This is a genomic window from Candidatus Stygibacter australis (assembly GCA_030765845.1).
In the GTDB taxonomy this organism is placed as follows: Bacteria; Cloacimonadota; Cloacimonadia; order Cloacimonadales; family TCS61; genus Stygibacter; species Stygibacter australis.
Window position 1 is genome coordinate 1 of sequence record JAVCDJ010000209.1, and the last position, 4,341, is coordinate 4,341.

Genomic DNA, 4,341 nt, shown 5'->3' on the forward strand with positions numbered 1-4,341 from the left:
AGAAGCTAAGCGACTAGTAACTGATGCCGTGCGTACTCCACTGGATAGAATGCATGTGACCTCCTCCTTTGGTTATCGAATTCATCCCGTTTATGGCTATCGTAGAATGCATAATGGTATTGATCTAAGGGGAGCCACCGGGACGTCTGTCTATGCGGTAACCAGCGGGAAGGTAACCAAAGCAAAAAATAATGGAAATGGCTATGGCAATGAAGTCTTAATAAATCATGATAACGGGATGATCACTCAATATGCGCATTTAAGCAAAATTTCCACATCTTATGGCAGAAAAGTAAAAAAGGGACAATTGATAGGCAGGATAGGCAGCACAGGAGTTTCCACTGGACCACATCTTCATTTTGGGGTAAAGAAACACGGTAAATGGGTAAATCCCCGCACGAATCTGAAAATGGTGGGTGCAAACGTGTTGAAGGATACCAGATTGAAAACCTTTAAAATGCAGATACAGGAAATGGATGCTGAGATGGCAGTCCTGCAATAATTGTGAACTTCTTACCATAAGGTAATTAAATGGAGGATTAAGCAATTGATCAAAATTAAGGAAATATTTGATTCACAAATTAAAGAAGTAACCTGCAGAGCCATTCTAAATGATCTGCCACAATGGTTTGGTATACCGGAAGCTACTGAGGAATATTGTAATGGAGTTAAGGACAGAACATTTTTTGCAGCTATTGAAAATGACAGTTTTGTTGGTTTTATATCTGTGCTTGACCATAATAAATTTACTTCGGAGATATATGTTGTGGGAGTTTATAAATCACATAGAAATAAAGGCATAGGCACTTCACTATTAAATTCTGTGATAGATAGATTATTAAAGCAAAAATATATATATTTAACAGTGAAGACCTTAGCAGACTCTCATAAAAGCAAAGAATATAAGGAGACCAGGGAATTTTACCTGGCAAAAGGATTTGTTCCTTTGGAAGTTTTTCCGGATTTATGGGGAGCTGCCAACCCGTGTCTATTTATGGTAAAAAACTTAAATAAATAACCCGGAAACTAAGCTGATGATATTACCTCGTTTCCGGGTACTTTTTTGATCTTATTTCAATAAAATACACTTGCCGGTAACAGATTCATCATTTTCTATACTAAGACGATAGAAATAGATACCTGATGCTGTGTGATTATCCTGCTGATCGGTGCCATTCCAGATTATGCTGTGTTCTCCTGCAGGTAAAACCTCATTTAGAAGAGTTTTCACGAGTTGTCCTTTGATATTATAGATATTTAAAGAAACCTGCTCCTCTGATTGAGATATTCTGAAATTGATATTTGTAGTTGGATTAAAGGGATTGGGATAATTACGCAGATTTGTGATAGATGACAGGTTATCTTCATCAGTATCAGTGATGATCCCTTCCAGAGCTAATATTTCCACATCATCTATATTCCAGCCGCAATATGTCCAGCCACCATCGGTGGAACCCATTGTCCAGCGGATATATACAGTTTCCTGATCATCTGCGTATTGAGATATATCAATAAGAATCTCCTGCCAGCTATCATCCGCAATTTCTTCAGAATTGCTCCAGAGCGTGAACCAGGTTTCATAATCCGTGCTGATGCGGATACTGGCGTGATCATAAGCAGGTTGTTCCACACCCAGCCAGCGCCAGAATTTCAGGTGAGTATTATATAGATTTGTACAATCTATCACCTCAGTAGTGAGATGCTTCTCATCAAGATTATTCTGGTAATCTCCAAAAAGATTATAACCATAAACATTATCGCCTGTATATCCTGCTTCTGGATCAGGTTCACCATAAGCACCACCTTGACCCTGAGGTGTTCCCCACAGCCAGTCTGCTTCAATATCCCAGCCCGGATCAGTATCCATATTCCAGTTATAATAACTGACTGCATCTCCCACCAGCAGCATTACTTCTCTTTCTGTATCACCATTGTGATCAGTGAGATTGACGAACTGAATTTCGCTAAGATAGGCACCCAGTTCCAGCAGATCAGCATTATTATTTATGATCACAGTGATCTGAGCAGTTTCACCTGCTTCCAGACTACCTGCGGTATCACCATCAAGAGTCAGCCAGTCAGTAGCAGGCAGATTGGTGACTTCATAATCAATAGCTTCCAGACATCTATTTGTGAACTGCCAGGAGAATGATGAAGGATCAAAAGGACCTCCTGGGTAGCCCTGGAAGTTAGTTCCTTCTTCTGGATAAACCTTTAAGCCGGTTTCATTAGTTAATACTTTCACACAGAAATTGCCAGTTCCATCCCAACTGGAGGGATTGAAGGCATAATCATAAAAATCCAGCCAGGCAGTACCTACTTGATAATAGCTTTCATCCGGATTAGCCGAGGATTCAACTATCGTCCGGTAACTGGCACCCAATAGCACGGGCACGTCTGAGGTACGGTCAAAGGGATAGGCATCATCAGATAATTGCAGATACACATAAAAATCATCACCTTCCTCTATACCAAAAGGCGTATCCAGATCTACAGTGTGCAAACCGTAGTGATCACGATAGCCAGTAACAGAAGCTAATTCATTAGATAAAATAACACCATCAAAGTCATCATATATAGTAATTTGAAATTCCACATCATCCGAAGCAGTGAAGAAATTAACTGCCTGCACTACTTCATTGCCGTCTGCAATAAATTTATTAAAAACTGCTGAAACATCTTCAAATGTATCGCGCCAGCCATGATAATCATGATAATAGACATTGTCATACGGCATACGCTCTACCTCTTGAAATGAGATAGCTCCCATCTCCGGATGCTGGCAGGCGTGCTTATCATAATAGGAAATCCAGAAATAGCCATTATAGCCCCAGTTCTCGCCCCAGCTATTCTTAGTCAGCCAGGCACCAGGCTCTGGAGCCTGAGTAACATGATCATCATCCCAGCCAATAATAGCAATGGCATGATTAGGTTCCATTATGCTGCTGGGTGGTTGATAATGATTATACTGGTTATCAATAAAAGATGCGTCATAACACATGCAGATTCCCAATACCCCGTGCTCCATAATGGCATATTTAATACTGTCAATTTTAGTAAGGTTTTCCTCTTCCACATACCAGTTCATTTCACGCACGTAATATTTATGATAACCCGGAGCATCACGCAAAGGTGCAGAATCATAGGATTGTCCGTCTATCTCTCGAACTGCTCCCTCCCCACGAGATAAATAGGCGGATGTAACGCGATAATCCCCACCCTGATGAACTTCCAGCCCATTCCCAAATGGTGGATCAATGTCGTCATTATTATGCTGATTGAAGCCATTCCACCAGTCCAGATGATATTCTGCCAGAGCTGGTTCTCCAGTTTCACCGTTATCCGCCCAGGCTCCTGTCATCAGCATATTTCCTTCCATGGCAGCAAGAGCCCCAAAGGTCCAGCAGGTGCCACCCTGCTGGCTTTTTACAGATGTCACATAATTATTACCATTCACGTCCCGCAGATCGAAAGTAGTTGGTGGATCAGCCCACAATAGTGAAAGACTTATAAGACATAATACTATAAATAATTTCGCAATATTCATATAGCCTCCTGAGAATATTATAATTTATTCTCTTTTGTGGAATTATCCTATGCCTGTCAAATACTTCTTATAAATCCACGTATTTCCTCTGATTTTGCTACAAAACTGAAACTGATATTGGTTTGATGATTATCTCAAAATATAATGAAATGATCTGATTTCAGTGGATTATAAAGTGTATAATTAACATGTTATATTATGGTTAATTACATATAAGAAAAGCCCTTCGAATGAAGGGCTTTCACATTGTACTAAGATCTTATTTCTTAAAGAAAAACTCTAATCCTGCACCAAAATTGAACATGGTCTCTTCATTATTCCCGGAAAAGTCTCCACCATATTCTCCAATACCAAAAGAATAATTGACACCAAGATCAAGATATACAACATTATTTACTAATGGAGCTAAATATCCAACACCAATTTGTAAATATTGTGCTGAAATAGTATAATCATCACTCAATGATTGTCTCACAAACTTAGGTCCTAAATAAAACATATCATCTGTGAAGTAACGTCCCCCAATTTCAAATCCCAAAAGAGTCATACTATCATAGTCATCACCCATAACAGTTAAATCAAATCCGAAGTCAAAAGTGATATTATCACTAAGAAAATAACCAGTTTGTGCAGAGAACAAAAATGTAGTGAAAGCCTCAGCATCTGAATAAGCCTTTACACTCGAATAACTAACATTTCCTCCGAAATTTACAGTTCCCTTTTCGAATCCATAAGCATTTGCTAAAAATAACATGACCACAAATAAAAAAATAACTTTTCTCACAATTACCTCC

4 protein-coding genes are annotated in these 4,341 nt (G+C 39.2%); 2 read left to right on the forward strand and 2 right to left on the reverse strand.

Annotated elements, in window-relative coordinates; translation table 11 throughout:
* Both RAO94_10965 and RAO94_10970 read left to right on the forward strand, forming a co-directional pair.
* Window positions 1-502, forward strand: a 502-nt coding sequence (locus tag RAO94_10965; GenBank protein MDP8322860.1) for a M23 family metallopeptidase, incomplete at its 5' end; no start/stop codon positions are given.
* Window positions 503-547: 45 nt separating this feature from the next.
* Window positions 548-1,018 (forward strand): GNAT family N-acetyltransferase, encoded by a 471-nt coding sequence (locus RAO94_10970; protein MDP8322861.1) that lies wholly within the window; start codon window positions 548-550, stop codon window positions 1,016-1,018.
* 51 nt (window positions 1,019-1,069) lie between these two features.
* On the opposite strand, the gene RAO94_10975 is transcribed toward RAO94_10970, so the two are convergent.
* Window positions 1,070-3,547, reverse strand: a complete 2,478-nt coding sequence (locus RAO94_10975; GenBank protein MDP8322862.1) for a lectin like domain-containing protein — start codon at window positions 3,545-3,547, stop codon at window positions 1,070-1,072.
* A 259-nt stretch (window positions 3,548-3,806) separates the two neighbouring features.
* Window positions 3,807-4,341 (reverse strand): hypothetical protein (locus tag RAO94_10980; GenBank protein MDP8322863.1); only part of this gene is annotated, 535 nt, incomplete at its 5' end.